This is a genomic window from Limnospira sp. (genome assembly GCF_051859755.1).
Classification (GTDB): Bacteria; Cyanobacteriota; Cyanobacteriia; order Cyanobacteriales; family Microcoleaceae; genus Limnospira; species Limnospira fusiformis.
Genome location: NZ_JBIMLI010000048.1, coordinates 1 through 25,513, shown reverse-complemented (window position 1 = coordinate 25,513; position 25,513 = coordinate 1). Strand labels below are relative to the sequence as shown.

Below are 25,513 nucleotides of genomic sequence, written 5' to 3'. Positions count from 1 at the left end.
ATGCTGGTATCTGGCTGAAGCTAACCCCTCCGTTGATTGTTGGCTATAGAAACCCCAAACCAGGAAATAAACATGAGTAAAACACCCCGCATTCCTTTCCCTCCGGCTGTTCGTAAATATGTTTATGAACGAGATAATTTTACTTGTCAAAGTTGCGGAAAAACCAATAAAGAGGCGCGGCTAACGATTGACCATATTATTGCATTAGCTAGGGGGGGAAGTAATGACCTGAGTAATTTACAGACCCTCTGCTGGGAGTGTAATCGGAAAAAACTCCATTATCACGATCGCCGTTTTCGTCGTCGTTTCACTTAACGGAGGTGGGTCATGTAGTAGGCGCTTAATCATTTTTTCCATGAGATAAAAGTTTGCTAAAATGAGGGTAATGGTATATAGAATCACCCTTTTTGTGAATTAATGACAAACCTGTGGCTAAAAATATCATCGTCTCAGAAGGTTTTGTGGGTCGGTATAGGTTGTCAACGTCACACCCCCAGACTCGTGATAGAAACCGCTATTAAACAGGTATTTCAGGAACATCAATTAGCGGAAGATGCTATCATTGGGATTGCTACCATAGAGGGAAAGGCTGATGAAGGAGGGTTAGTAGAATTATGTAGCGATCGCCACTGGATTTTACAGACATTTTCACCCCAACAATTGCAGGGTGTCAAGGTTCCCAATCCTTCCATGGTGGTACAGCAAAAAATCACCACCCCCAGCGTCGCGGAAGCCGCAGCATTAGAGGCGGCGGGAGTCTCAACCCTACTGGTTCCTAAATGTATCTACAGAGGCGAAAATCTCACGCCAGAAGGGGCAAAAATCAGCCAAGCGGTGACTATAGCGATCGCCACAATTACATTGATTGAGAGTCGTGGAAAGATAGGGAATAGGACTTGCTAAACATCCCCGATAATCAGCCCCAATCATGGGAAATTCAGCCCTAAACCCTAGCTAATCCGATTCCCGATGAGGGTAAATTTTAACTGACTGGTAATAGTCCCCGTTCAGCCAACCATTGTTTATTGTAGAGTTTAGATTGATAACGTCCGCCGCCATCACATAACACAGTAACAATGGTATGTCCGGGTCCCATTTGTTTAGCTAATGCGATCGCCGCACCGACATTAATACCAACAGACCCTCCCATAAATAACCCATCTTTTTCTAAGAGCTGATAAACCACGCGCACCGCCTCCTGGTCATCAACTTGTATAGCATCATCAATAGGAACATCCTGCATATTAGCAGTAATCCTACTATTACCAATTCCCTCAGTAATTGAGTTTCCCTGGGGTTGAATTTCACCAGTTTTCACATAACTGTATAAACCACTACCCATCGGGTCAGCCACCACAGTTTTAATATTCGGGTTTTTTTCCTTCAAAAACAGAGACACCCCCGCAAAGGTTCCCCCCGTACCTGTAGCCGCCACCCAAGCATCAATTTTACCGTCAGTTTGAGACCAAATTTCCGGTCCAGTGGTTTGATAATGCGCTTCCCGGTTCGCTAAATTATCAAACTGATTCGCCCAAATTGCATTATCCATTTCCGCCGCCAAACGTCCCGATAATTTCACATAATTATTAGGGTCTTTATAGGGAACAGCGGGAACTGCACGCACTTCAGCGCCCAAAGTTCTCAAGGCTTCCATTTTTTCCACAGATTGAGTTTCAGGTATGACAATGACGCATTTATAGCCCTTAGCATTACAAATATGGGCTAGACCAATACCTGTATTTCCGGCGGTACCCTCTACCACTGTGCCACCGGGTTTTAGCAAACCTTTTTTTTCGGCATCTTCGATAATATATAAAGCCGCCCTATCTTTAACAGAACCGCCAGGATTTAAAAATTCTGCTTTTCCTAAAATTTCACAACCTGTCTCATCACTAAAACTATTTAATCTGATTAAGGGAGTGTTTCCCACAGCTTCTACAAAGCCACGTTTAATATCCATTGCTAATTTTTTAAAAAGTTGGGTTTTTCAAAGGTGGGGTGACAATTAAGGGATGAGAGATGCTCAAGATTATGGCAATTTTGAATCTATCCACTCATCCCATATTTTAAAGGCTAAATATCCTACTTATTAGGTTGAGGAGTCATGCGTAAATATGGCTTAATTTCCTTGTAACCTTTGGGAAATTTCTGTTTGAGTTCTTCCGGGTCTTTGAGGGAAGGCACAATTACACAATCTTCCCCATCTTGCCAATCAGCAGGGGTAGCCACACTGTAGTTGTCGGTGAGTTGTAAGGAGTCAATCACCCGCAAAATTTCGCTAAAATTACGTCCGGTACTAGGGGGATAAGTTAGGGTCAGGCGTAACTTTTTGTTAGAGTCAATGACGAAAACAGTACGAACGGTTAAAGATGCGTTAGCGTTGGGGTGAATCATATCGTAAAGATCCGATACTTGGCGATCGCTATCAGCTAAAATCGGGTAGTTAATATTAGTTTGCTGAGTCTCGTTGATATCACCAATCCAACCTTTATGGGAGTCCGCATCATCCACACTGAGGGCGATTACTTTAACATTGCGTTTATCAAACTCTGGTTTGAGTTTAGCAACAGTGCCTAATTCTGTGGTACAAACAGGGGTATAGTCTGCTGGATGAGAGAACAGGACAACCCAGCTATCCCCAGCCCAATCATAGAAGTTAATATCCCCTTCTGAAGAGGCTTGGGTAAAGTTAGGGACGGTATCACCTAATCGCAAAGTCATGGTTTTATTTTCTCCAAATTGTGATAAGAACAATGTATTTTTTTATTATACTCCGGTTTGGCGATCGCATAACATTTACAGCATTTCTACCTACCGGAGCATCGGCAAATTATGCCCAAGGGGGGATATAATAACTACACTGCCACCGCTAAGGCTTTCTGAGCGAAGATTTTTTGAATCGCCTCTTCCACTACCCGGTCAGGGGTGGATGCACCAGAGGTTACACCGACAATAATTTCTCCTTCTGGGAGCCATTTTGTCGCCATTTCCAAGTCTTTATTAAGGGGTTTATGTTGAATTGTATTCCCCTCAAGAATGCGATCGCTGCTATCGATATGATAAGAAGGGATACCCCGTTCAATCGCCATCTCTTGCAAGTGAGTCGTATTAGAAGAGTTAAAACCGCCAATCACTACCATTAAATCCAGCTTTTCTTCTAATAACCCAATCATCGCATCTTGACGTTCCTGGGTAGCATCACAGATAGTATTGAAACTTTGGAAATGTTCATTGAGATTTGCCGGGCCGTATTTTTGCATCATCGTGCGTTCAAACAGCTTCCCAATTTGTTCAGTTTCGCTTTTTAACATAGTAGTTTGGTTAGCGATACCGACAGATTCCAAATCCCGATCCGGGTCAAAATTAGCCGAATAAGCATTAGCGAACTTAGCCAAAAACTCCTCACGGTTCCCACCATTAAGGATATAATCAGCCACATATTCTGCTTCTTCTAAATTCAACAGCACCAAATACTTATCAGCAAAAGAACTGGTAGCCACAGTTTCTTCATGCTTATATTTACCGTGAATAATCGAGGTGTACTGTTTTTTCTTATGCTTTTCTACCGTATTCCAAACCTTAGAAACCCAGGGACAGGTAGTATCAATAATTTTACACCCCTTATCATTCAGGATTTGCATTTCCTGAACACTCGCCCCAAAAGCAGGAAGGATAACCACATCACCACTACCCACCACCGAAAAATCTTTGTGGGAGTCATTGACCGGGATAAACTCAACATTCATATCCCGCAAATGTTGATTAACTGAAGGATTATGGATAATTTCATTAGTGATCCATATTCTTTCAGTCGGGAAGTGTTGGCGAGTCTCGTAAGCCATAGCCACAGCCCTTTCTACCCCCCAGCAGAAGCCGAAAGCCTCTGCTAACCGGATGGTCACATTACCTTGGGTCAGGATATAGTTATTTTGTCTAATTTGTTGAATTAAGCTACTTTGGTAGGCGCTGTCCATGACACCCGCCACCTCTTCCTGATGACCGAAGCCTTTGCGGTGGTAGGTGTCTGACTGTTGGAGTGAACGTCTAAATGCTTTTGTATCCATAGGGTTGGTTAAATCTAATCCGGCTTTATTAAAGATTTTAACCTTTCGGTGTGATCATGACCAGGATATATCACCAAATTCCCCTATCTGGTGGGGACAATTAGTGAATTGTCCCCTAATGTTTACATGGCCCGTTCTGTTAACCGAGTTAAAACATGATTAGAACGTTCAACAAAATCCTTCATTCCTTCAGCATCAAAGCCTTTTTGAGCCATTAATGCTAAGTCATAAACATGGTGACAAATCATTTTTGCCAACTCTTCTGAGGGGGAAGAACCGCCCTCTTGAATAATGCTACCCTGACTTAAATTAGCCAGATTTTGAATGAGAGGGTGAGCAGTATTTACCAGTAAAATATGGTCTTCGGGGAAATCAGCCTTCTGCTGTTGCAATAAGGCGGTCATATCCTGTAAACGGCGCATGGCTTCCGGTAGTAAAACCATGGCGGGCGGGGTATCCTCAGATTTGAGAGATTCCGTGCGAATATTCACCCGTGGCTTATTGAGGGACTTCTCAAATAACTCCTTAATTTGTTCGCTGCGGGTTTTATTAGTTTTGGGGTCAACAATTTCGGCTGGCTTATCTTTTTCAATGAGAGTCTCATCAAGTTCCGAGTCTACCCGCAAAAACTTAACCTCTGAGTGTTCCCGCTCCAAGAAACTGATAAAATGGGTATCGATAAATGAGTCGAGGAATAGCACTTCTAAACCTTGACTTTTGTGCAGTTCTATGTATGTAGCTTGGGCGGCTTCATCGGTGCAGTAAAAAACCCGGTTTTCGTGGCGGGATTGATTGCGTTCTAGGTATTCACTGAGGGTAGTATAATAGCGTCCCTGTTCATCAGTGCTAAGGGATTTTTCGGTTTTCACTTCTTCCCAAACATCCCCATCTTCGCTTTGGACTTGTACTTCTGGGGTTTGAGCTTCCCCGGACTCAGTGGGGGGTTTATAAGTGCTGCGGAAGATGAGAATCTCTTCTACCTGTTTCTTAAATTTATCGTCATTGAGGGAACCGAACTTGATAAAAGTACCAACATCCTGCCAACAACGGATATATTCTTGGCGATTGTCTCGATATAATTCTTTGAGGCGATCGCCTACTTTTTTGGCGATATAGTCAGCAATTTTGCGGACTGTGCGGTTAGTTTGTAGGGCGCTACGGGAGATATTCAAAGGAATATCGGTGCTGTCAATTACACCCCGCAAAGGCATCAGGAATTTCGGGATAATTTCCTCGCAGTGGTCGCTGACAAAAACCTGATTACAAAATAGTTTAATATTGCCCTGGGTGACATCAACATCAGGCCGCAGTTTGGGGAAGTATAGAATACCGTTAACAATGAAGGGATAGTCAGTGTTCAGGTGAACCCACAGCAGGGGTTCTTCTTGGAAAGGATACAGATAACGATAAAGGTCTAAATAATCTTCTTTGGTGAGGTTATTGGGAGACTCACGCCAGGGCGCTGTGTGGCGGTTGATGGTTTCGCCGTCCATAATAATGGGGACGGGCATAAAGTCGCAATAGGTTTTAATCAGTTGCTGAATGCGACTGGTTTCGAGATACTCTAATTCATCATCCATCAAGGTGAGGGTGATGGTAGTCCCACGGGTGGTGCGGGCAGAATCTTCTAATTTGAATTCTGGGGAACCGTCGCAGGTCCAATGGACGGCTTCTGCGCCTTCTTTGTAGGAGAGGGTGTCGATCTCTACTTGTTTGGCTACCATGAATGAGGAGTAAAACCCTAGACCAAAGTGGCCGATGATGGCTTCTCCGTCGGTGGCTTGGTATTTTTGGATAAATTCTTCGGCGCTGGAAAAGGCGACTTGGTTAATATATTTTTTAACCTCGTCGGCGGTGAGACCGATACCAGTATCACTAACAGATAGGGTTTTAGCGTCTTTGTCGATCGCAATGGTAATTTGTGGGTTGCTGATGTCCCCGGAATATTCTCCGGTGCGGGCCACCATTTTTAATTTAGCGATCGCATCTACCGCGTTAGAAACCAATTCCCGCAAGAATACCTCATGATCAGTGTAGAGAGATTTCTTGATAATCGGGAAGATGTTTTCAGTATGGATCGTGATTGTTCCCTGTTCAAGTACGGTCATGGGCGTTATTTCTCAAATATACATAGTTATCATTTCCTGATCTTGGGCGATCGCCATGACATCATGGGCATGGATCACCCCCATGAGATGATTCGGATTTCCGTATATCAACCATGGATCATGGACAATCGATATATATGGTAGCATCAGACCCATGAATCAGACCCAGGAAAGGAATGATCAGACGATAATTCTCAAATGAGGCCATCAAAACGAGATCCATGGAAGGTGTGCTGTAGATCGCTAATTATAGTAACTGCGTAGATTTTGACAGTATCACTCATGTGGCTAATGAGATAAATTTTTAGAGTTATGAGTTGTGGGGAAAAATCCTTTAAATTCTTTAACGAATTTAAGTAAAGGTTCAGCCTGTCCGTTGGGTAACATCAGACCTACTATGATTTTCACAAATACGATAGCCATCATACGTGAGCGACGTTTGATCAAACCAGGATCGTGGTAAATAGACATCCAAAAACATCTCGCTCCTATCCTTGCTTTTTTTCTCGTTAATGGCGATTCAAGTGATTTGAAAGTTAGATAACTATATAAGTGTGAAAGGCTATCTTTTTTCAGATTTTTTAAGGAGCTGGGAGCATTGTTAAACGCTTTGTTAAGTACCAATAAGCAGGAAGATTCTTGACGCTCAATATTAGAGGAAATCGAATGCTCAGATATGCGGTATAAGATTTGCGCTTGAGATATACAAACAAATTTATACTGGGCAGCTAAACGCAAATATAAATCCCAATCCTGCCCACCCTTCAAAGACTCATCAAAACCTCCAATTGCTGATAAAGCATGACGGGTAATTAAAGGATTAGAACCATTTTCCAGAAAGTTTTTCACTAATAATATGGAATAAACATCGCCTTGATAGCTTTGATGAAATCCCGGGTATAAAAATTCACCATATTGATCAATATAATTTGTCCAGCTATAGGCTACAGATGCTTCTGGATCTGCTTCAAGTGCTGCATATTGTAATTCCAATTTATCAGAGGTCCATAAATCGTCAGCATCTAAGAAAGCAATATACTGAGCGCTGGCTTTAGAAAATCCTCGATTTCGACTAACAGAAGCCCCTGAATTGGGATAAGAAAATACTTGAACACGCGGGTCATCAATACTGGAAATAATATCTAATGTTCTATCAGTAGACCCATCATTAATTATAATTATTTCAAAATCCTTAAAGGTCTGATTGATAACGGAATCAATGGTTTCCTTAATCGTCTTATCAGCATTATAGGCAGGAATAATTATTGATATTTGGGGCATTTTATTGATCCTCTGACTTTTCTACAGACCCGAATTTAGCATTCCAGACATTGTTGAGCCAAACCAAGACACTCATCATACTACCCCGATAAAATTCCATTTCAACTGCTGGAATTAGTTCACTTTTCAGCATTTCTCCATACTTCAGTCGTTGCTTAATAATACGGCGGAGATTGCCCAAAATTGTCCTGACAAAAATCACTGGCTTGTCTATGGTTTTAGCATTAATCATCCGTAACTGACAAGTGGCTAAACCACAGGCACGCGCTAAGGATAATAAATAATTGCGTTCTAATCGAAACGCGGGAATTTTATGGTTAATGTGCATCTGGGGATTATACCAAATTTCCCAGCCTTGTTTGTGTAGATAAAGCAATAACTCATAATCGTCTCCTCGCGCCAAAAAATTCCTCTGACTTCCAACAAGTTGAGGGGTTTTCGGAACAGCTTCTTGCCAAGCCTGTTTTTTAACCACTAATCCAGCAGTTGGTGGTAATATTAAATTATCTGGGTCAAAGCGAAAGGGTTGATTGCCATGTTCGCCAATCGCTAAAAATGCGGCAATTTGTTTAAAGTTTTCAGGAGGTTTTACTTCATATTCGCCGTGAATTTGTCCGCCAAATGCTCCTACTTGGGGGTAGTTTTGGCTAAATTCATAGATAGAGGAAATCCAGTTTTTTGCTGGAATATTATCATCATCTAGGAAAGCGATATAAAGTCCTTTTGCTTCTTTAATTGCTCGTTGTCTAGCAAAAGCTGGTCCTTGCTTGGGTTCAAAATAGTAGGTGAGGGGATAATGTTTCTCCCAGTTGCTTTGATAAGCTTGAATCACTTGATGAGTTGTATCAGTGCTATTATTATCAATAACCACAATGTCCCAGTCAATGTTTGACCTATGGCTTTGATGACGAAGTGCCTCTAATACTTCGGGTAAGCGTTGCGCTCCATTGTAGGTCGGAATAGCTACCGTGAGAGAAAATGAATCCTGGGTCATAACTAAAGTTTGTACTAGTTGGTGGGATAACTGGGACCAAATGAAGACTTGAGATGTCCTAGCATAAGATATACTAGATTGGAGGTATTGAAACTGTTAATATGTTTGCTTAGGGAGTAGTGCAAGCTGAGAGCAAATTCTGGTTACTCATGAACAACTGCACTGACAGTAGTATTAGCAGAGTTGCTGTTTTTTTGTCTAGCTTTAAGTAACCGTTATACCACAAATAAAAAAAGCTGTTTAAACTCCCCATTAATAAGGCTCGTTCACAAGCAGCAATATCATCCTGAGCCGACACACCGTAACGGAGGACGTGAAGCAGCAATTTTCGCAAGTCGTTGGCAAAGTACGCTGTCGTTAAAACAGGCTTTAAAATTGGCTTAACTCCCGCTGTACGAGTGACGTAACGACTTAATCCAATTCCCCGAAAGAAGGGTATCAAATACTCAATATCCAAACGTTTTCGAGGAATTTTATGATCGACCTGCATTTGGGGATTATACCAAATTTCCCAGTCGGACTTGCGTTGAATATAGGATAAAGCCTCTAGATCTTCTCCGGTCAACATACTGCCCTCAACTCTACCACTCAAGATACATTTTTCTGGCACAAATTCACTCCAGACCTCTCTCCTAATAACTAACCCTGCTGATGGAGGCAAGAGATTTTTTCGAGCATTATAAAGCCTCGGATTTTTCCCTAATTCCGTAATGGCGAAAAATGGTTTAATTCGATTAAAGTTAGGGGGCGGTTCTACCTCAAATATGGCGTGAATTTGACTACCATAGGCTCCCGCCTTTGGGTTTTCTTGAGAAAATCTAACCGCCTCAGCTACCCAATTTAATTCAGGTATATTGTCATCATCCAAAAAACCGATCAACTCAGCTTGGGACTCAGACACCGATCGCTTCCTCGCAAATGCTGCACCCTGTTGAGTTTCTAACACATATCGCAGGGGTACTTCTTTGGGCCAGTCCTTCTGAAACTGCTGTACCACTGCTGCCGTACCATCGGAACTATTATTATCCACGACGAGAACTTCCCAACGGATGCTTTCGGTCGCCCTTTGACATCGCAACTGTTGGAGCACTTCTGGCAACCGGTTTTCCCCATTATAGGTAGGAATTGCTACTGTTAACTGGATCATGATTAACTTCCTATCGCAGGATATTAACACTATCGCTATTCTGCTAGGCTTTCCACGGGAGTCTTCCTTGGCAATTCGAGATAGAGACGGCACACTTAAAGATTTTAATTATCATCGCCTGGGCTGTTGACTGCCACTGGTAACATGGTTAACTCACCCTGATTTAATGGGGCTTCTGGTGTCTTCAAGGGATGATCAAAAGTGAGTGTTCCATCTTTCACCTGAATTTGAATAGTATCGCCCGTGACAAACTTCTGCTCTAAAATCAGGTTAGCGATCGGATTTTCCAACTCCCGTTGAATCGCCCGTTTCAGAGGTCTAGCCCCATAAACAGGATCATAACCCACATCAGCCACATGATCAATAGCAGCAGGTGATAAATCCAGAGCAATTTTTTGATCAGCCAAAAGTCTTTGGAGGCGCTGCATTTGAATGGCAACGATATCGCGCAATTCAGCTTTACTGAGGGTGTGGAAGAGGATAATTTCATCTACCCGATTCAAAAATTCGGGTCGGAAATGCGATCGCAAAGCCTGCATAACCAAAGCAGACATTTCCCCATAGCGAGAGTCATCCCCAGCCACCCCCAGAATATACTCACCGCCGATATTGCTAGTCATGACAATTACGGTATTGCGGAAATCCACCAATCGTCCTTGGGAGTCAGTAATTCTGCCATCATCCAATACTTGTAAGAGGATATTAAAGACATCAGGATGAGCTTTTTCCACCTCATCAAATAGAATCACTGAATAGGGATGGCGGCGCACCGCTTCTGATAGTTGTCCGCCTTCGTCATAGCCCACATATCCCGGAGGCGCACCCACCAACCGAGAGACAGCGTGTTTTTCCATATATTCGGACATATCAATGCGAATCATAGCTTCCTCGCTGTCAAAGAGGAACTCCGCCAAAGCCCTAGCCAACTCAGTTTTACCGACCCCTGTGGGTCCCATAAACAGAAACGAACCGATAGGCCGTCCGGGGTCTTTCATCCCCGCCCTAGCGCGGCGAATAGCGGCAGATACAGCTTCCACGGCTTCCTGCTGACCAATTACGCGCCGATGTAAATGGGATTCCAATTGTAATAATTTTTGTCGTTCGGACTCCAACAGGCGATTAACGGGAATCCCCGTCCACTTAGCGACAATGGCAGCAATATCGGCTTCTGTCACCTGCTCTCGCAGCAAGGAAGACCCCTGAGCCTGCAATTTTAACAATTCTGCCTCCCGCGCCTCTCGGTCGTGGTGAAGAGTCTCTAAGCGGCCGTATTTTAACTGAGCTGCTTTATTGAGATCATAAGCGCGTTCGGCTTGTTCAATTTGCACCCGCAGTTTTTCTTCTTCTTCTTTGAGGCGGTTAATAGCTTCGAGGAGTTCCTTTTCACTCTGCCACTGGGACGATAGAGTTTTCTGCTTGTCTTTGAGGGTGTTAATTTCTTGCAGTAGGGATTGGATACGCATATTTAAACCCAGATCAGCAGTTCGATCTTGTTCCCCTGTGCGTGGGGGTGTACTTCTTTGGCTTTCCCCTTCGACGGAGAGTTTTTCCATCTCCAACTGCATGAGGCGACGCTCAATTTGTTCTAACTCCACGGGTTTGGAGGTGATTTCCATTTTCAACTGGGCGGCGGCTTCGTCTACTAGGTCGATCGCCTTATCAGGAAGGAAGCGATCGCTAATATATCGCGCGGACAGCATTGCCGCCGCCACCAATGCGGAATCAGTAATTTTGACCCCGTGATGGCGTTCGTAACGGTCTTTCAACCCCCGCAGGATTGACACGGTATCCTCTGGACTAGGTTGATCAACATAGACCTGTTGAAATCGTCTTTCTAGGGCTGGGTCTTTTTCGATATGCTTACGGTATTCATCAACAGTAGAAGCACCGATACAGCGCAATTCTCCCCGGGCTAACATAGGTTTAAGCAGGTTTCCGGCATCCATTCCCGAACCTCCAGAACCCGATCCTGCCCCCACGACGGTATGTAGTTCGTCGATAAACAGGACTATTTGACCGTCGGAGTGGGTAACTTCCCGCAATACCGATCGCAGTCTTTCTTCAAATTCCCCCCTATATTTGGCTCCGGCGATTAAACTACCCATATCCAGGGAAATCAACTGGCGGTTTTTGAGGGACTCTGGCACATCTCCGTTAACAATGCGTTGGGCTAACCCTTCGGCGATCGCTGTTTTACCGACTCCCGGTTCTCCAATTAACACCGGATTATTTTTGGTTCGTCTGGACAGACAACTAACCACCCGGCGAATTTCTTCATCCCGTCCGATCACCGGGTCTAGTTTCCCTGCCTTAGCCAATTCGGTTAGATCTCGGCCATACTTACTCAGGGCATCATAACTATTTTCCGGGTTCTGGTTGTCAACTTTAGCACTGCCACGCATGGATTTGATGGCTTCTTCCAGTTTCTCCCGGACTGTAGCTTTGGAGTCATTGGTAGGGCGATCGAACCCTGGTCTTCCTGGTGTGGCTCTGGTGGGGTTTCCACTACCCAAAATCCTACGACCGACGCGATCATCTTCTGCTAGGGCAATAATCAGGTGTTCAATAGCAATGTAGCGGTCTTGCCATGCGGACCGCGTCGCTTCAGCCGTATCTAGCATCAATTCTAACCCACGACCTAGGTAGAGATGGTCAATAGTTCCGACTCGGGGTTGCCGTTTGGTGAAGGCTTCTAATTGTTGCTGGACCTGTTCGGGATTAAAACCAGCCCGCCCTAATATATTATTAGCCAGTCCATTTTGTTCTAAGGCGGCGATCGCCACGTGCTCCACTTCTAAATGCTGATTTTGGAAGCGACGAGCAACATCTTGGGATTTTACTATCGCTTCCCAGGCTTTATCTGTAAATTTACTCGGATCGGTCGGTTGCATTGCTTATTTTTATTGACACCAAATAGGGAACGGGGAATTATGACTCTCAAATAGATGTTGCCGATGTATTTTTCTGGGGACCACCAGAGCCGATTGCCCCAAGGATTTTATCCTACTATGGGCAATCGATCACCTTATCCGTTCAGATCTTAACTGTTTACTGCTAACTGTTTACTTGCCTCAGCCGAGCCCTGGGTTCCCAGTTGAATCAATTCAACTTTATACCCGTCCGGGTCTTCCACGAAAGCAATCACTGTTGATCCGTGTTTCATCGGCCCTGGTTCTCGGCTAATTTTACCCCCTGCTGCCCGAATTTGCTCACAGGTGCTATAAATATCATCCACACCGAGGGCAATATGGCCGTAACCGTCCCCCAGGTTGTAGCTATCAACGCCCCAGTTATAGGTCAGTTCAATGACACTATGATCAGCTTCATCCCCATATCCCACAAAGGCTAGGGTAAACTTTCCCCCAGGATAATCTTTCTGTCGCAGCAGCTTCATTCCCAGAATATCACAGTAAAATTTCAGCGACTCATCCAAGTTGCCGACCCGCAGCATTGTGTGTAAAAGTCTCATGAGATTGGTTCTCCTCCTTATGAAGATTAGTCCTTACCTGTTATTTTAAGGAAATCTCCTCAGTTCGTCACTGCCACTAGCCCCCTCTCCCACTACCTAACCATCAACAACCACACAACCGTTTCTTTTCGGGCGATCGCTATCTCTACCCCTTCTCCCCTTCCCCTCTTCTCCTCAAGGCGATCGCCCTTTCACCACTGTTAACAAACCTTTTCGCTTTTCCTTACCACCGACAAACCCCTAAAATACCATATATATGTCGGCACGGATTCCCATTCTCTAAGTATAGGTCAAGTTCGGGGATTTGTCAAGGAAAAATGGGGGGATTTTTGGGATTTTTTGGGTTCCCCTAACTGGGGGTACTGGTGGAGGGTCTACGGGAAAGGCGATCGCACTTTATCACTGTGTCAATCAACAATTGAGAGAAGCCAGAGAAATCGAGATTTTTCCATCAATTCATCACTCCTACAATAATTAAATTATTGTTAAAAATTAACGGATTTAGCTCCCGACTGTAGGTAAAGGATATAATGGAGTAAATCTAGCCCTTAAAAACCATAACCTAGACAACCTAGTGGGGAGACAAAAGTGAAAAGCTGAATACACATACAATGTAACTTCAGGCAGAAATTACTCCCATTGTCTGGTCAGTATTTTGATGGCATTTCTGCCACTTATATCAAAAAATATGATGGCAGCAATGAATATATTTTTAATACTTTTCATGGAGAAATCAAAATGTCTAGTCAATCTGTCAACACTATTAATCTCGATATATTTGAACCCAATGATAGCCGAGAAACAGCCACAGATCTAGGCTTGATATCTGAATGGAATTATTGGGATAATCTCAGTATTCATGCTCGAGACTCAGATTGGTTCAAATTTGAGATAGCTCAAACCGGAAGTGTAAATAATTACCTATCAATTAGTTCATGGTTTCATGGTGAAAACCTAAATTTATCCCTATATGATAGCGAGGGAGTATTGATTTATAGTACAAGTAGTGATGGGGAGGAGAGAATTAGTTTAGAGGGAATAGAAGCCGGAACTTACTATTTTAATATTCAGGGAGATGACGGAGTAATTAGACCTAGTTACAGCCTGTATATTAACGCTCCCTGGGATATGAAACCAGATAAATTTGAGCCTAACGATAGCATCGAAACCTCTACAGATTTAGGCTTGCTATCTCAGATGAATTATTGGTATGATATAAGTATTCATCCTGAAGACTCAGATTGGTTCAAATTTGCGATCGCCGATACCGGAAGATCCGATAATTATGTATCAATTAATTACTGGTACTATGGTGACCACCTCAATTTCAGCTTGTATGATGCTGAGGGAGTCTTGATTAACAGTTCCAGTAGTGAGGCTATGAATGGGATTAGTTTAGAGGGACTAGAAGCCGGAACTTACCATATCAAAGTGTATGGAGATGAGGGAATAACTAGACCTAGCTACAGCCTGAATATTAACGCTCCTTGGAACATGACCCCAGATAGATTTGAAGCTAATGATAGTATCGAAAATGCTACCGATTTAGGCTTATTATCTCAGTGGAATTCTTGGGATAATCTCAGTATTCATGCTGGCGACTCAGATTGGTTCAAATTTGATACATCTGAAACCGGAATAGCCGATAATTATGTATCACTTGGTTCTTATTACTATGGTGACAACCTCAATTTTGCCCTTTATAATGCTGAGGGAATCTTGATTAATACTGCTAGGAGTGATGCTAGTGAGTCGATTAGTTTAAAGGGATTAGAAGCCGGCACTTATCATGTCAAAGTGTATGGAGATGAGGGAGCAATTATACCTTCATATATTCTCTATATTAATGCTCCCTGGAATATAGAGCCTGATAGATTTGAAGCTAATAACAGTATCGAATTTTCTACCGATTTGGGCTTATTATCTCAGTGGAATTCTTGGTATAAACTCAGTATTCATGATGCGGGAGACTCAGATTGATTTAAATTTGATATGGCTCAAACCGGAAGTGTGAATAATTTAGTATCAATTGGTTCTTCATCCTCTCGTGAAAACCTAAATGTTGCTCTCTACAATACTGAGGGAGTCTTGATTGACACTTCCGTAATCAATGATTGGGAGGGGATTAGCTTAGAGGGACTAGCAGCCGGAACTTATCATGTTCAGGTTTATGGAGATGAGGGAGCAATTATACCTTTTTATAGCCTGTCTATCACTGCTCCCTGGGATATGAGTCCAGATAGATTTGAACCCAATGATAGTATCGAAACTGCCACAGATTTAGGCTTATTATCCCAGGGAAATTCTTGGGATAATCTCAGTATTCATCCTGGAGACTCAGATTGGTTCAAATTTGATATATCTCAAACCGGAAGAGATTATAATTCCGTATCAATTAGTTCCTTTTACTCTGGCGAAAACCTAAATATTGCCCTCTATGATGGTGAGGGAGTCTTGATTGGCACTTCTGTTATTAATGATTGGCGGGGGATTAGCTTAGAGGGATTAGAAGCCGGAACTTATCATGTTCAAGTTTATGGAGATGAGGGAGTCATTAGACCTTTATATAGCCTCTATATCAATCCTCCTATCAATATAACACCAGATGAATTTGAACCCAATGATAGTATCGAAACTGCCACCGATTTAGGCTTGCTATCTGAATGGAATTCTTGGCGTGGTCTTAGTATTCATGCTGGAGACTCAGACTGGTTCAAATTTGAAATCCCTCAAACTGCAAGTCCGATTCATTATGTATCGGTGAATTCCTGGTACTTTAATGAACACCTAAGTTTTGCTTTGTATAATGCAGATGGAGTCTTGATAAACTCTTCAATTAGTAGTGATTTGGATGGGATTAGTTTAGGGGGACTAGCAGCGGGAACTTATCATGTTCAGGTTTATGGCAATGATGACGCTATTAGTCCCGAATATAACCTCTATATTATGGCTCCTTTTACTGTCATCTCATCTGATGAATCAGAACCTAATGATAGTATCCAAAATTCTAATAACTCGATTACTCAACCTTTCCCTAATCAGTGGTTTGGTAGTGATGGGGATGATGTGATTATGGGTAGTGATTCTGATGAAACTTTACTAGGTTTTGAAGGGGATGACTACCTCGATGGACAGCAAGGAAATAATACCCTATTTGGGGGTCAGGGAAATGATACTTTAGTTGGGGGTTCCGGTCGTGACGCTTTGTTGGGAAATAAGGATGATGATATCCTGTTTGGTGGTAGCTCTGGTGATACTCTCTATGGCGGTCAAGGTCATGATACTCTAGTGGCGGGTGAGGGTAATTCTCTGTTGTTTGGTGATAAGGGGAATGATATCTTGTATGGGGGTTCCGAGGGAATTGATACGTTGAATGGGGGAGAGGGAAATGATACTTTTGTGATGCTTCCCGGTGAGGGTTATACTGTGGTGGCTGATTGGGAGATGAATCAAGATGTGATGGTTTTGTTGGGTAATGCTACTAACTATCGCATAGGGGATTTACCCCTGGGATTTACTAATGCTACTGCTATTTACCAAATTGGCGAGACTGATAAAATTGTCGGTATTATTGAGGGTGTGACGAGTTTGAACTTGGAAGATAGTAGTATCTTTCGGTTTGTGGAGGGGGTCGGGAGTCTGGCTTGAAGTTGCTAAAACTGATTAATAAGTAGACTGGCTGGCTGATTAATTAATGGTGTCGGGGTGGTTCGCTAACTGCTCCGACTTTGACATGGAAAAGTCCCAGAAAAGCGATATATATGTCGGCACGGATTCCCATTCTCTAAGTATAGGTCAAGTTCGGAGATTTGTCAAGGAAAAATGGGGGGATTTTGGGGATTTGTTTGGTTCCCCTAACTGACTGGTGGAGGGTCTACCGTCAAAGGCGATCGCATTTTATCACTGTGTCAATAATTGAGAGCCGCACCCTGGGACAGCATATATTTTGCCATGACTTTACCATAGCCTAAATGATTAAATTTTCATTAAAAAGTAACCCCCTTTACTTGCCAATAAGAGGGAGAGGATATAATCAAGTTCATCCACCTCATATACTTAGTCGAGCCTATATGAAACTAAGATTCAAACCATCACGTAATGTGGCAAGTTACAGCACTTTAGCCATCAGTATTGCTATGGCAATTACCCTAGGGCTACCTGGTGCGGCTTCAGATAACCGCTTCGTTCAACAAGTGCGTCAACAATTGATGCAAGCGGGAGTGGCTTTGGGAATTTCGGGGAGTTATCAGCTTAGTCATGAACCATATTTGGGTGATATTGGTCATAACCAAAAGGATTATCTCTACCTGAACTTAAATTCGGGTTCATCTTACATTCTGGTCGGCGTTTGTGATGAAGATTGTCGAGATATAGACTTATCGCTTTATGATGAAAATAACAATCTGATTGACTCTGATACCGCCCTTGATGACTACCCCATGGTAGAAGTTGACCCCAAATGGAGTGGTCGATTTAAGGTTGAGGTAACAATGGCTAACTGTAATGCTTCAACCTGCTATTACGGGGTGGGGGGTTTTTGCTCGATAATCATCTTGAATGTAAATTATGACTTGGGAAATATATGGGGGGAATTGATGAATTCCCCTTTTTTTGCTGAGGACAGTTGTGGGAATGTCGCTAACTGCAATTCCCGATTTTATGGGTAATGACTCGCCGGGGTTTAACTTAAACAGTAGGCAGCCAAAAGCCATATATATTCCGCCACATATTCCCATGCTATAAATATAGGTCAAGTTAGGGAATTTGTAAATAAAAAATCGGTAAACTTTTGAGTTTTTTATACCCCAATATTGTCATGATTTAGGAAACTCTAACTTTGGGCAGGTTTGAGATAGCTGGCTCTGAGATTTTAGAGAATGATTATCATTATTAAAAATATCCAGATAAATTGATATTTTGTATCTAAAATTACATTTTGTTATCTAGGAAATAGGTGAAGATGTCTTAACATCGAGAGACTAAGATTCAAAAAGAATTGAATCATTAAGTTTTGTTGATTAAAAAACCATCATGATGAAGGGTAATCAGGAAAAAAATGCCGCAAACACTATTTAAAGTTGATCTAACTAAACCAATGTCGGAACAAGAAATGCCGGGACATAATCGCTGGCATCCAGACATTCCGGCGGTGGTTTCTGTTAATCCGGGAGACATTTTTCGGATTGAATGCAAGGACTGGACAGACGGACAAATCAAAAATAATGATAGTCCCGACGACGTTCGAGATGTAGATCTAAGTGTGGTTCACGTTCTCAGTGGGCCGATTTATGTAAACGGTGCCCAACCAGGAGATATTTTAGTTGTAGATATTCTGGATATTGGTGCATTACAGGGAGATGAATGGGGCTTTACGGGAATTTTTGCGCGGGAAAATGGGGGTGGTTTTCTAACTGATCATTTTCCGAATGCAGCTAAAGCTATTTGGGATTTACAGGGAATTTATACGAGTTCTCGCCATATTCCGGGAGTACGTTTTGCGGGTATTACTCACCCTGGATTAATTGGCTGTGCGCCTTCCTATGAACTGTTGATGCAGTGGAATAAACGGGAAAGGGAATTAGTAGAAACAGGGGGTCCGGTTTGGAAACCAGAAATTCCACCTCTGGCGGCTTTACCCAACCCAGAAAATGCGGTTTTGGGAACATTAACTGGGTCGGAATTTGAGCGGGTGGCGGCGGAAGCAGCGCGGACGGTTCCACCTCGGGAACATGGCGGAAACTGCGATATTAAGAATTTGTCGCGGGGGTCGCGGATTTATTTTCCGGTGTATGTAGAGGGGGCGAAATTGTCTATGGGAGATATTCATTTTTCCCAGGGAGATGGGGAAATTTCGTTTTGTGGCGCTATTGAAATGTCGGGATATATCGACCTCCATGTTGATCTGATTAAAGGAGGGGTGGAAAAGTATGCAATGGTGAATCCGATTTTTAAACCTGGTCCGGTGGAACCTCGCTATTCGGAGTATTTGGTATTTGAGGGAATTTCGGTTGATGAGTTTACTGGGAAACAGTATTATTTGGATGCTCATGTTTCCTATCGTCGGGCTTGTTTGAATGCGATCGCATATTTGCAAAAGTTTGGATTTACGGGAGAACAGGCTTATTTGCTATTGAGTTCAGCCCCGGTAGAAGGTCGAATTAGTGGTATTGTGGATATTCCGAATGCTTGTTGTACCGTGGCAATACCAACGGAGATTTTTGATCGCAATATTTTGCCAACTTAGTAGTGTAATTATCGCCCCTAGTCATTGGGAACTGGGGGCAGTTAGATAAGGAGAATAAAGAAAATGCCACTGTATGAATTTCGTTGTGCTAATTGCGGAGAGTTTGAAACATGGCAGACTTTGGCGGAGGTGGGAACTCCGGTTGCCTGTCCTCAATGCCAAAATCAGAGTGAAAAAATCTTTTCGCCGCCCAATATTAATTTGAATTCGAGGGGGTTAAGTTTGCGACGGGGAGAAAGTAAAGAACCCAAATTGGTGAAAAGCGATCGCCAACCATCATCTCCCCGATATAAACAAAGTAGGTGCGATCGCCCTTGGATGATAGGTCACGGTTGAATCATGTTCTGTGTGGGTGGGCTGTTGTCTGGTGAAAATTTATGGCAGAATCAGGAATTAAGAATATGGACTGGTAATGCCAAAAAAGACAAAATTTCCCTATCTGGTGGGTTCTAAATGGACGGCTACCCAAAAAACTTGGGGATGGCGACATTTTCAGGTGGTTAACCGTAAAAATCAGGGTCAGTTGGTTTTTGCGGAGTTGGTGGCTTCCTGTGACCCGACAGTTAGATTTTGGTTGAATGCTAAACAGCTTAAAGATCGTAATCTGTGGGAACCTGGGTGGCAGTCTACCCAAGAACTTGATGATGGAGACTGATATATGGATTATAGCTATATTCAACAGGCGATCGCTCAATTAGAAGCTGCCGCCACTGAACTAAAGAATATGGTTGATCATGTTCCTCCCGAACAGGCTAAAATTCTACAGGTTAGGGAAGTTGAGGAGAAGATTAGGAATACTCTAGCCCATATAGAGGCGGCGATTAACCCCCCTAGTTTGGAACATTTGCCGCCAGATGTGTTAGAAAGGGCGCAGGCCTTAAAAATTCCCCTGGGAGATGTTGAGGTACAAATGGCGATGGTATCTCATGATTTGTCTCAGGTGATGGCTATTCTGACCGAAATGGAAAACCGCGCCCAAACTATTCGCAGGCGACGAGAATATTTTTTGGTTAGACTTCCTGATATGCCTATTGAAGTTTTGGGGTCGCGGCTTCCGGTGTATACAGCCGCAGATTTTCAAGCGCCCCCTGAACCTGTATCTAAGGAGGTTCGAGATCAACTCAAGGCTAAGTATGGCATCGATCGCTTAATTATGGAGAAATCTGTGCGATCGCGCGCGACCCTCTTTGATCAAATTAAACAGGCGAAACAGACCCTAGAACATCCATCACCCCAAGATGAATAATCAAAATAGACCATAGGTAAATTGGTGGCTATGGTGTTATTGACAACGCTTTTGCCAAAACTGATAAGCTGAATAAGCTAGGGTAACTACTCCGGTTTTAATTGCTGATTCATCTACCTGAAACTTAGGGTGATGTAGGGGATAATTGGGTTGGTCTGGTTGTCCTATTCCTAGGCGAAACATTGCGCCCGGTGCATAATTTAAATACACCGAAAAATCTTCCGCACCCAGAGAAGGTTCCGGGAGAATTTCTACACTTTCATTTCCCCAGGCTTCCCTAACTGAGGCTTCGATTAATTGAGTTAAGGCTGGATCATTCTGCACACTGGGAACACCCCGGCGATAGTTCATTTGATACTTAGCCCCATAGGTTTGACAAACATTAGCTACTATATTCTCTATCCATGCTGGTAAAGTTTCATAGGTTGATTGATGAAGCGATCGCACTGTTCCCAATAATTTTACCTGATCCGCAATCACATTAGAAGCACGTCCGCCAGTAATTTGACCAATAGTTAATACCACTGGTCTAAGGGGGTTATGAGTGCGACTAATTGCCTGTTGTAGAGTCGTAATTACTTGGGCGGCGATCCAAATTGCATCAATGGCTTCATGGGGACGCGCACCATGTCCAGACTCTCCCAAAATAGTCAATTCCAAATCATCCGCCGCCGCTGTTAATGCCCCTACTCTAATGCCAATACACCCCGCCGTAATAGTCGGAAAAACGTGCAATCCAAAGATAGATATAACGTCATTCATTACCCCATCTTCTACCATCCAAGTGGAACCCCTAGCGATTTCTTCAGCCGGTTGAAATAAGAATCGCACAGCCCCCGGTAGCGAGTCCTGTAGGCGTGATAAAACCATCGCTGTACCTAATCCTACCGTAGTATGTACATCATGCCCACAAGCGTGCATTACGCCGGGATGACGAGAGGCATATTCTAGGTTAGTTAATTCTTGAATAGGGAGGGCATCCATATCAGTACGAATTGCTAACCATTGATGATGGTTACCAGTTCCTTTTAATTCCCCTACTACTCCGGTTTTTCCTACCGCTTCTTGAATGTGCAACCCACAGGAAGATAATACCCCCGCTATATATGCAGAGGTTTGATATTCTTGACCGCTAAGTTCTGGGTGTGCATGAATGTGACGACGAATTTCTACTAAACGGGGATATAGGGAATTGGTGAGGTCTTTGATTTCAGTGAGGATGGAGTTTTGATGTTTACTCATGGCAATAATAGGCTGATCAGGCAGAGTTTTAACGGTTGGCTAGAATACAACCACTGCGAGGGGGTAATATCAGTTCCAGATGATTCTCTCCCTCTAAATTAAGCCAGCGGGCGGTACAATTTCCATAGACAACTCTTTCAGGTTTAGTGGTGAGTTGGGGAACTGGTATATTAATTGTAGCAGATTCTAAGCTACTATTAACTGTGATGATTAATTCTTCCTGACCTTCCGGGGAATTGGTGGTTAAAATTCTGGCAAAGCTATAAACTAGATCTTGGGCGAAGAGAACTTGATAAGTCCCGATTCTGAGAGCCGGGTATTTATGGCGGAGGGTGATGAGATTTTTGTGGTATTCTAGTAAGTCTAAATCCCATTGTTCTTGGGGCGGGAAACCACGACGACAATCGGGGTCAAATTCTCCTGGTAAACCGACTTCATCACCATAATATATACTGGGAGCGCCCGGGAAGGTTAATAATAGTAAGGTAGCGAGTTTAACGCTGGCTTGATCTTCCTGAACTATGGTAATTAAACGGGCGACATCGTGGCTATTAAGTAGGTTAAGTTGGGTGAGTTGAATCTCCCAAGGATAGAGAGCAAGAAGTTCCTGGATTTTACTGCTATATTCGGCGGCGGAAAGGGGAGGATAGGGATAATAAGAAGGCGCTTCTACTAATTCTCTACGGACTCTGGATTGGGCTGTAAAGGCGATGGTAGGTCCGGTAAATAGATAGTTCATTACGCCATCAAATTGGCTGCCATCGAGCCACTGACGGGCATCTGTCCACACTTCTCCGACGATATAGGCTTCCGGGTTACCGGCTTTGACACGACTGCGAAATTCTTGCCAAAATCCGGGTGTTTCTATTTCAAAAGGAACGTCTAAACGCCAGCCGTCTATACCAAAGTTAATCCAATATTCGGCGATCGCCATAATATATTCACGCACATCGGGATGCTCATGATTAAATTCCGGTAAAGCCCGGTTATTCATCCAACCGACATAATTGGCGGGTTGACTACCATCATAGGCAGACAGAGGCCAGTTTTCCACCTTAAACCAGTCTAACCAAGGAGAGTGAGGGCCATTTTCTAGGATATCATTAAAGAAGAAAAAGCCTCGACTAGCATGGTTAAAAACCCCATCTAGGACGATTTTAATATGGCGACTATGGGCAGCATCTATCAATTCTCGCAGGGCTGGATTACCGCCTAAAATCGGGTCAACTTGATAATAGTCATGGGTATGGTAGCGATGGTTACTGGCTGATTGAAATATGGGGGTAAAATAAATCGCATTAATCCCCAAATCTTGCAGATAGTCGAGGTGTTCAATTACCCCCCACAAGTTACCGCCTTTATACCCCTGCAAAGTGGGTGGTTTGTGCCAATCTTCCCACTTAGGATGACTAATAACTGAGGGTCGAGGTAATTGGTTTTGGGCAAAACGGTCAGGAAAAATTTGATAAAATACCGAATGTTTTACCCAGTCTGGAGTGTAAATTGTCATGGTTACGATTTGGAAAACACCAATATATATTTAGGGCGTATAAATTGCTAAGTCACTTATACAGCCACTTATGAAAATATTTCAACCTAAATATGACGCACGATCACCATAATACCATAGTAGTTAGTGGTCAAATTATGATCTGGTGGCACTGAGACTGTGAACATCAGATCAATTTGGGCATAATTGGCCTAGCTATGTATTGCGGATAGTATCTCCTATCTGCTAGGATTGACAGCAAGCCGAACCTTAATGAGAATCACAAGTGTCAAGTCCAGAAGAAACAGCCTTGGTTCCCAAATCATCTGGTAAGGATGCAGGTTTAGCCCCCCTACTCCTTACCGTGGTTGAATTAATCCGCCAGCTGATGGAAGCGCAAGTTATCCGGCGCATGGAAGCTGATACCCTAACAGATGAAGAACTTGACCGCGCGGCCGAAAGTCTGCGTAAATTGGAGGCGCAGGTGTTGGACCTCTGCGAAATTTTTGATATCGACCCAGCAGACTTGAATATCGAACTGTCGGAGTTGGGTTCCCTTCTCCCTAAGTCCGGTGGCTATTACCCAGGGGTGTCCTTGGGAAATCCCTCGATCTTGGAACTTCTCGATCGCCTTCTGAATACGGGTATAGTAGTAGAGGGAAGTGTTGATCTGGGTTTAGCCCAAATTAACCTGATTCATGCCAAGCTGAGATTGGTGCTAACATCAAAGCCTCTATTATAGCCTAGGGATTACCCAAATTTATCCCATGGGCAAGTTTTGGGTTGTGGGGGGCTAGTGATAGGTGCTAGACTGCTGATAATTACTTTTTGATGAGTGACTAATATGAGTTACAGTCTGTATTTATACGGAATTTTACCGAAAACTAAGCTGAAGTCTTGGCATTTGCAAGGCTTAGATAATCAGCCAGTTTATACTCATGAAATTGATGGGTTTATTTTTCTGTATTCCGAGGCGCAACAGGAACGGTATTTGGCCAGCCGCAGGAATTTGCTAGGTCATGAAAAGGTGTTAGAAGCCATGATGCAGGAGGGATATAGGACGATACTACCTTTGCAATTTGGCTTGATTGTTTCTGATTGGGATGCGGTAGCTAAACAGTTAGTTAATCCTTATCATGAAAGACTGAAAGAACTGTTCGTTAAGTTGGAGGGTAATCGCGAGGTGGGGGTGAAGGTTTTTTGGAATGAAACCGCTGAACTTAATGCTTTAATGGAGGAAAATCAAGACCTGAGAGAAAGACGCGATCGCCTGGAAGGTCAACCCCTCAGTATGGATGAAGTGATTGCTATTGGTCGGGAGATAGAGTCAAACATTTTAGACCGCGAAAATGAGATTATCACCGCTTTTCAAGATGGCTTAATTCCCCTGGCTTTAGATTATGTAGAAAATGAATCGATGACGGATTTAATGATTTATAACGCCGCCTATTTAATTCCTTGGAATAGTGAAGAAAAGTTTAGTCAGAAGGTGGAGGAAATCGACAATTACTTTCCCAAACGGCTGAGGATTCGCTATAATAATTTTACAGCCCCCTATAATTTCACACAACTTGATTAATGAGAGGATAAATCTATGGTTTTACGATTATTACTCGCCCCTCTGACCGCTCCCCTGGATGGTATTGTATGGATAGGTGAACAAATCTTAGAACGCGCTGATGCTGAACTAGACGATAAAGAAAATTTAAATAAGCGTCTTTTGGCTCTTCAATTAGCCTATGATATGGGCGATATTTCAGAGGAAGATTTCGAGGAAGAAGAGGAACAGTTATTACGAGAAATTATCGCCCTAGAAGAGTCTCAGCAACAGTCGGAGTTGGCATCAGATGATGATGAATAATTATCGGTTTTGGGGACAACGTACCCGCGCCCATCTATCGGCTTTTCTTTAGATTAGAAATGTGCAGTGCGTCAGTGATGGTGCGTCAGTCGAGAAGATGATTATTGACCTGATGTATTCGCTCTGACGCACCCTACCAGGCTTATAGTTTATACCTGTGAATCAGGGTCAATGCCTAAGCGTTTTAGCTGTTCGGCGAGACGTTGCGATCGCAATTTTTCCTCGGCTAATTCTTCTTCCGCCCGCCGCGCCCGTTCTTCTGACTCTTGGGCTTTTCGCTGTGCCGCTTCCGCTTGTTGGTGTAACTCTACAGAAGTCAAAAAACGACGACCATCGGGATAATATAACTCTAAACCCGTGGGCGGAAA

At 43.2% G+C, this 25,513-nt stretch carries 25 protein-coding genes and 1 pseudogene; 13 read left to right on the top strand and 13 right to left on the bottom strand.

The window, feature by feature from the left end; translation table 11 throughout:
- Window positions 1-72 precede the first annotated feature (72 nt).
- Both ACTIE0_RS10720 and ACTIE0_RS10715 read left to right on the top strand, forming a co-directional pair.
- A complete protein-coding gene (locus tag ACTIE0_RS10720; protein WP_006669063.1) occupies window positions 73-315 on the top strand; it encodes an HNH endonuclease in 243 nt (80 codons plus the stop codon).
- A 102-nt stretch (window positions 316-417) separates the two neighbouring features.
- On the top strand, window positions 418-903 hold the full coding sequence (locus tag ACTIE0_RS10715; protein ID WP_006669064.1) for a cobalamin biosynthesis protein: 486 nt from the start codon (window positions 418-420) through the stop codon (window positions 901-903).
- Window positions 904-982: 79 nt separating this feature from the next.
- Here ACTIE0_RS10715 and ACTIE0_RS10710 read toward each other — a convergent pair whose 3' ends face one another.
- The 10 genes from ACTIE0_RS10710 to gloA all read right to left on the bottom strand — a co-directional run bounded on the left by ACTIE0_RS10710 (window position 983) and on the right by gloA (window position 13,063).
- A complete protein-coding gene (locus ACTIE0_RS10710) occupies window positions 983-1,960 on the bottom strand; it encodes a cysteine synthase A (protein WP_006618942.1) in 978 nt (325 codons plus the stop codon).
- Between the two features lie 122 nt (window positions 1,961-2,082).
- Entirely contained in the window at window positions 2,083-2,721 is a 639-nt protein-coding gene (locus tag ACTIE0_RS10705; protein WP_006626089.1) for a peroxiredoxin, read from the bottom strand.
- Between the two features lie 134 nt (window positions 2,722-2,855).
- Window positions 2,856-4,064 (bottom strand): 4-hydroxy-3-methylbut-2-enyl diphosphate reductase, encoded by a 1,209-nt coding sequence (locus ACTIE0_RS10700; protein WP_006626090.1) that lies wholly within the window; start codon window positions 4,062-4,064, stop codon window positions 2,856-2,858.
- A gap of 122 nt (window positions 4,065-4,186) precedes the next feature.
- Window positions 4,187-6,172, bottom strand: coding sequence for a molecular chaperone HtpG (gene htpG, locus ACTIE0_RS10695; RefSeq protein ID WP_006626091.1), 1,986 nt, complete (start codon window positions 6,170-6,172; stop codon window positions 4,187-4,189).
- A gap of 12 nt (window positions 6,173-6,184) precedes the next feature.
- The gene (locus ACTIE0_RS10690) at window positions 6,185-6,319 is read right to left on the bottom strand and encodes a hypothetical protein (RefSeq protein ID WP_257720191.1); all 135 of its coding nucleotides are present in this window, start codon (window positions 6,317-6,319) and stop codon (window positions 6,185-6,187) included.
- Between the two features lie 141 nt (window positions 6,320-6,460).
- Entirely contained in the window at window positions 6,461-7,453 is a 993-nt protein-coding gene (locus ACTIE0_RS10685; protein WP_006669067.1) for a glycosyltransferase, read from the bottom strand.
- Between the two features lies 1 nt (window position 7,454).
- Window positions 7,455-8,447, bottom strand: coding sequence for a hormogonium polysaccharide biosynthesis glycosyltransferase HpsE (hpsE, locus tag ACTIE0_RS10680; RefSeq protein ID WP_006669068.1), 993 nt, complete (start codon window positions 8,445-8,447; stop codon window positions 7,455-7,457).
- A 109-nt stretch (window positions 8,448-8,556) separates the two neighbouring features.
- On the bottom strand, window positions 8,557-9,594 hold the full coding sequence (gene hpsE, locus ACTIE0_RS10675; RefSeq protein WP_006669069.1) for a hormogonium polysaccharide biosynthesis glycosyltransferase HpsE: 1,038 nt from the start codon (window positions 9,592-9,594) through the stop codon (window positions 8,557-8,559).
- Window positions 9,595-9,698: 104 nt separating this feature from the next.
- Window positions 9,699-12,485, bottom strand: coding sequence for an ATP-dependent chaperone ClpB (clpB, locus tag ACTIE0_RS10670; protein WP_006669070.1), 2,787 nt, complete (start codon window positions 12,483-12,485; stop codon window positions 9,699-9,701).
- Between the two features lie 149 nt (window positions 12,486-12,634).
- Window positions 12,635-13,063, bottom strand: a complete 429-nt coding sequence (gloA, locus tag ACTIE0_RS10665; RefSeq protein ID WP_006669071.1) for a lactoylglutathione lyase — start codon at window positions 13,061-13,063, stop codon at window positions 12,635-12,637.
- A gap of 304 nt (window positions 13,064-13,367) precedes the next feature.
- Between gloA and ACTIE0_RS10660 the strand changes: the two genes are divergently transcribed.
- The 8 genes from ACTIE0_RS10660 (at window position 13,368) to ACTIE0_RS10625 (ending at window position 20,553) form a co-directional block, all read left to right on the top strand.
- Window positions 13,368-13,541 carry a hypothetical protein gene (locus ACTIE0_RS10660; RefSeq protein WP_006626094.1) on the top strand — a complete coding sequence of 58 codons (174 nt, stop codon included), beginning with the start codon at window positions 13,368-13,370 and terminating at the stop codon, window positions 13,539-13,541.
- A gap of 161 nt (window positions 13,542-13,702) precedes the next feature.
- Window positions 13,703-15,043 carry a T9SS type A sorting domain-containing protein gene (locus ACTIE0_RS10655; RefSeq protein WP_006669072.1) on the top strand — a complete coding sequence of 447 codons (1,341 nt, stop codon included), beginning with the start codon at window positions 13,703-13,705 and terminating at the stop codon, window positions 15,041-15,043.
- 12 nt (window positions 15,044-15,055) lie between these two features.
- Window positions 15,056-16,711: a peptidase domain protein gene (locus ACTIE0_RS10650; protein WP_006669073.1), complete on the top strand. Its 1,656-nt coding sequence runs from the start codon at window positions 15,056-15,058 to the stop codon at window positions 16,709-16,711.
- A 422-nt stretch (window positions 16,712-17,133) separates the two neighbouring features.
- Entirely contained in the window at window positions 17,134-17,730 is a 597-nt protein-coding gene (locus ACTIE0_RS10645) for a hypothetical protein (RefSeq protein WP_006669074.1), read from the top strand.
- Between the two features lie 389 nt (window positions 17,731-18,119).
- Entirely contained in the window at window positions 18,120-19,307 is a 1,188-nt protein-coding gene (gene fmdA / locus ACTIE0_RS10640; RefSeq protein WP_006626101.1) for a formamidase, read from the top strand.
- A 63-nt stretch (window positions 19,308-19,370) separates the two neighbouring features.
- On the top strand, window positions 19,371-19,643 hold the full coding sequence (locus ACTIE0_RS10635) for an FmdB family zinc ribbon protein (protein ID WP_006626102.1): 273 nt from the start codon (window positions 19,371-19,373) through the stop codon (window positions 19,641-19,643).
- 76 nt (window positions 19,644-19,719) lie between these two features.
- On the top strand, window positions 19,720-19,962 hold the full coding sequence (locus ACTIE0_RS10630; RefSeq protein ID WP_006616785.1) for a TIGR02450 family Trp-rich protein: 243 nt from the start codon (window positions 19,720-19,722) through the stop codon (window positions 19,960-19,962).
- Window positions 19,963-19,965: 3 nt separating this feature from the next.
- Window positions 19,966-20,553 (top strand): hypothetical protein, encoded by a 588-nt coding sequence (locus ACTIE0_RS10625; protein ID WP_006626105.1) that lies wholly within the window; start codon window positions 19,966-19,968, stop codon window positions 20,551-20,553.
- A 36-nt stretch (window positions 20,554-20,589) separates the two neighbouring features.
- On the opposite strand, the gene ACTIE0_RS10620 is transcribed toward ACTIE0_RS10625, so the two are convergent.
- Together ACTIE0_RS10620 and ACTIE0_RS10615 are read right to left on the bottom strand one after the other, a co-directional pair.
- Window positions 20,590-21,795 carry a M20 family metallopeptidase gene (locus ACTIE0_RS10620; RefSeq protein ID WP_006626106.1) on the bottom strand — a complete coding sequence of 402 codons (1,206 nt, stop codon included), beginning with the start codon at window positions 21,793-21,795 and terminating at the stop codon, window positions 20,590-20,592.
- A gap of 28 nt (window positions 21,796-21,823) precedes the next feature.
- Window positions 21,824-23,305, bottom strand: coding sequence for a glycoside hydrolase family 13 protein (locus tag ACTIE0_RS10615; RefSeq protein WP_006626107.1), 1,482 nt, complete (start codon window positions 23,303-23,305; stop codon window positions 21,824-21,826).
- 265 nt (window positions 23,306-23,570) lie between these two features.
- Here ACTIE0_RS10615 and ACTIE0_RS10610 point away from each other — a divergent pair, with 265 nt between their 5' ends.
- From ACTIE0_RS10610 to ACTIE0_RS10600, 3 genes are all read left to right on the top strand, one after another.
- Window positions 23,571-24,026: a gas vesicle protein K gene (locus ACTIE0_RS10610; RefSeq protein ID WP_006616265.1), complete on the top strand. Its 456-nt coding sequence runs from the start codon at window positions 23,571-23,573 to the stop codon at window positions 24,024-24,026.
- A 102-nt stretch (window positions 24,027-24,128) separates the two neighbouring features.
- A complete protein-coding gene (gene gvpF, locus ACTIE0_RS10605) occupies window positions 24,129-24,863 on the top strand; it encodes a gas vesicle protein GvpF (protein WP_006626108.1) in 735 nt (244 codons plus the stop codon).
- A 15-nt stretch (window positions 24,864-24,878) separates the two neighbouring features.
- Window positions 24,879-25,145, top strand: a complete 267-nt coding sequence (locus ACTIE0_RS10600) for a gas vesicle protein GvpG (RefSeq protein ID WP_006616263.1) — start codon at window positions 24,879-24,881, stop codon at window positions 25,143-25,145.
- Window positions 25,146-25,294: 149 nt separating this feature from the next.
- Here ACTIE0_RS10600 and ACTIE0_RS10595 read toward each other — a convergent pair.
- Window positions 25,295-25,513: pseudogene (locus tag ACTIE0_RS10595) on the bottom strand (Uma2 family endonuclease); the annotation flags it as partial.

Bases quoted from the DNA above. Each gene is read 5' to 3' on its own strand.
- gvpF (WP_006626108.1), top strand. From the start codon at position 24,129: ATGAGTTACAGTCTGTATTTATACGGAATTTTACCGAAAACTAAGCTG.
- ACTIE0_RS10685 (WP_006669067.1), bottom strand. From the start codon at position 7,453: ATGCCCCAAATATCAATAATTATTCCTGCCTATAATGCTGATAAGACG.
- hpsE (WP_006669069.1), bottom strand. From the start codon at position 9,594: ATGATCCAGTTAACAGTAGCAATTCCTACCTATAATGGGGAAAACCGG.
- ACTIE0_RS10635 (WP_006626102.1), top strand. From the start codon at position 19,371: ATGCCACTGTATGAATTTCGTTGTGCTAATTGCGGAGAGTTTGAAACA.
- fmdA (WP_006626101.1), top strand. From the start codon at position 18,120: ATGCCGCAAACACTATTTAAAGTTGATCTAACTAAACCAATGTCGGAA.
- ACTIE0_RS10690 (WP_257720191.1), bottom strand. From the start codon at position 6,319: ATGCTACCATATATATCGATTGTCCATGATCCATGGTTGATATACGGA.
- ACTIE0_RS10645 (WP_006669074.1), top strand. From the start codon at position 17,134: ATGAAACTAAGATTCAAACCATCACGTAATGTGGCAAGTTACAGCACT.
- ACTIE0_RS10630 (WP_006616785.1), top strand. From the start codon at position 19,720: ATGCCAAAAAAGACAAAATTTCCCTATCTGGTGGGTTCTAAATGGACG.
- ACTIE0_RS10720 (WP_006669063.1), top strand. From the start codon at position 73: ATGAGTAAAACACCCCGCATTCCTTTCCCTCCGGCTGTTCGTAAATAT.
- ACTIE0_RS10715 (WP_006669064.1), top strand. From the start codon at position 418: ATGACAAACCTGTGGCTAAAAATATCATCGTCTCAGAAGGTTTTGTGG.
- ACTIE0_RS10705 (WP_006626089.1), bottom strand. From the start codon at position 2,721: ATGACTTTGCGATTAGGTGATACCGTCCCTAACTTTACCCAAGCCTCT.
- clpB (WP_006669070.1), bottom strand. From the start codon at position 12,485: ATGCAACCGACCGATCCGAGTAAATTTACAGATAAAGCCTGGGAAGCG.
- ACTIE0_RS10620 (WP_006626106.1), bottom strand. From the start codon at position 21,795: ATGAGTAAACATCAAAACTCCATCCTCACTGAAATCAAAGACCTCACC.
- htpG (WP_006626091.1), bottom strand. From the start codon at position 6,172: ATGACCGTACTTGAACAGGGAACAATCACGATCCATACTGAAAACATC.
- ACTIE0_RS10625 (WP_006626105.1), top strand. From the start codon at position 19,966: ATGGATTATAGCTATATTCAACAGGCGATCGCTCAATTAGAAGCTGCC.
- gloA (WP_006669071.1), bottom strand. From the start codon at position 13,063: ATGAGACTTTTACACACAATGCTGCGGGTCGGCAACTTGGATGAGTCG.
- ACTIE0_RS10700 (WP_006626090.1), bottom strand. From the start codon at position 4,064: ATGGATACAAAAGCATTTAGACGTTCACTCCAACAGTCAGACACCTAC.
- hpsE (WP_006669068.1), bottom strand. From the start codon at position 8,447: ATGACCCAGGATTCATTTTCTCTCACGGTAGCTATTCCGACCTACAAT.
- ACTIE0_RS10600 (WP_006616263.1), top strand. From the start codon at position 24,879: ATGGTTTTACGATTATTACTCGCCCCTCTGACCGCTCCCCTGGATGGT.
- ACTIE0_RS10615 (WP_006626107.1), bottom strand. From the start codon at position 23,305: ATGACAATTTACACTCCAGACTGGGTAAAACATTCGGTATTTTATCAA.
- ACTIE0_RS10650 (WP_006669073.1), top strand. From the start codon at position 15,056: ATGGCTCAAACCGGAAGTGTGAATAATTTAGTATCAATTGGTTCTTCA.
- ACTIE0_RS10710 (WP_006618942.1), bottom strand. From the start codon at position 1,960: ATGGATATTAAACGTGGCTTTGTAGAAGCTGTGGGAAACACTCCCTTA.